Source organism: Paracoccus marcusii (assembly GCF_006151785.1).
In the GTDB taxonomy this organism is placed as follows: domain Bacteria; phylum Pseudomonadota; class Alphaproteobacteria; order Rhodobacterales; family Rhodobacteraceae; genus Paracoccus; species Paracoccus marcusii.
This window is the reverse complement of the sequence record NZ_VDDD01000268.1, coordinates 1-965: the sequence shown is the minus strand read 5'-3', so window position 1 is coordinate 965 and position 965 is coordinate 1. Positions and strand designations below refer to the sequence as shown.

Annotated in this window: 1 protein-coding gene; it reads right to left on the bottom strand. The window is 72.6% G+C overall.

Annotated elements, in window-relative coordinates; all coding sequences use genetic code 11:
• A partial coding sequence (locus FHD68_RS18705) for a sulfate/molybdate ABC transporter ATP-binding protein (RefSeq protein WP_139086633.1) occupies window positions 1-855 on the bottom strand: 855 nt, incomplete at its 3' end.
• Window positions 856-965: the final 110 nt, after the last annotated feature.

Here is a 965-nt window from a genome sequence, read left to right as displayed (position 1 = left end):
CGGCGCGACGCGTAGGTCGGCGGGGCGCGCGAACAGCTGCGCCGGGCCGTCGCGCAGCGCGACCTGCGGCAGCGCGGACAGATCCAGCCCCGGCCCCTTCGCGCGGCCCCCCGTGACGGTGACGGGCAGCTGGACCGTAGCTCCCATAAAGCACGCGACGAAGGGGGTGGCCGGGGCGTCGTGGATGGCGTCGGCATGGCCGATCTGCTCGATCCGGCCCTCGCCCATGACCACCACGCGGTCGGCCAGCTCGAAGGCCTCCTCCTGGTCGTGGGTCACGAAGATGGTCGTCGATCCGGTCGCCTCGTGCACGCCGCGCAGCCAGCGGCGCAGGTCGCGACGGATCGCGGCGTCCAGCGCGCCGAAGGGCTCGTCCAGAAGCAGCACCCGCGGCTTGATCGCCAGCGCGCGGCCAAGCGCCACCCGCTGACGCTGACCGCCCGACAGCTGCCCCGGAAAGCGGTCGGCCAGGTGGTCGATCTGCAGAAACGCCATCAGCTCGTCCGCGCGGGCGGCGATCTGGGCGCGGGTCGGGCGCTGACCGCGCGGCAGGACGGACAGGCCAAAGCCGATATTGTCGCGCACCGTCATGTGGGGGAACAGGGCGTAATGCTGAAAGACGAAGCCGATGCGTCTGTCGCGGGCGGCCAGCGCCAGCCAGTCCTGCCCCTCGACCCGCAGCTGCCCGGCATCGGGCCATTCCAGCCCGGCGATGATCTTCAGAAGCGTGGTCTTGCCCGACCCGGACGGGCCCAGCAGGGCCAGAAGCTCTCCGGGTTCGACCGACAGATCGATGCCGCGCAGGACATCGGTCCGGTCGAACCGCTTGGTCAGTCCTGCAATCTCGATCGACATCGGCGCACCCCCTGGCTGTCCCTGCCAGCTAGGCCGCGGCGGGGCACCGGGCAAGGGGCCGCGGCCCCGCCCGCGGGGCACCGATGCGGGCCGCCGTTCCGCCCGGTGCG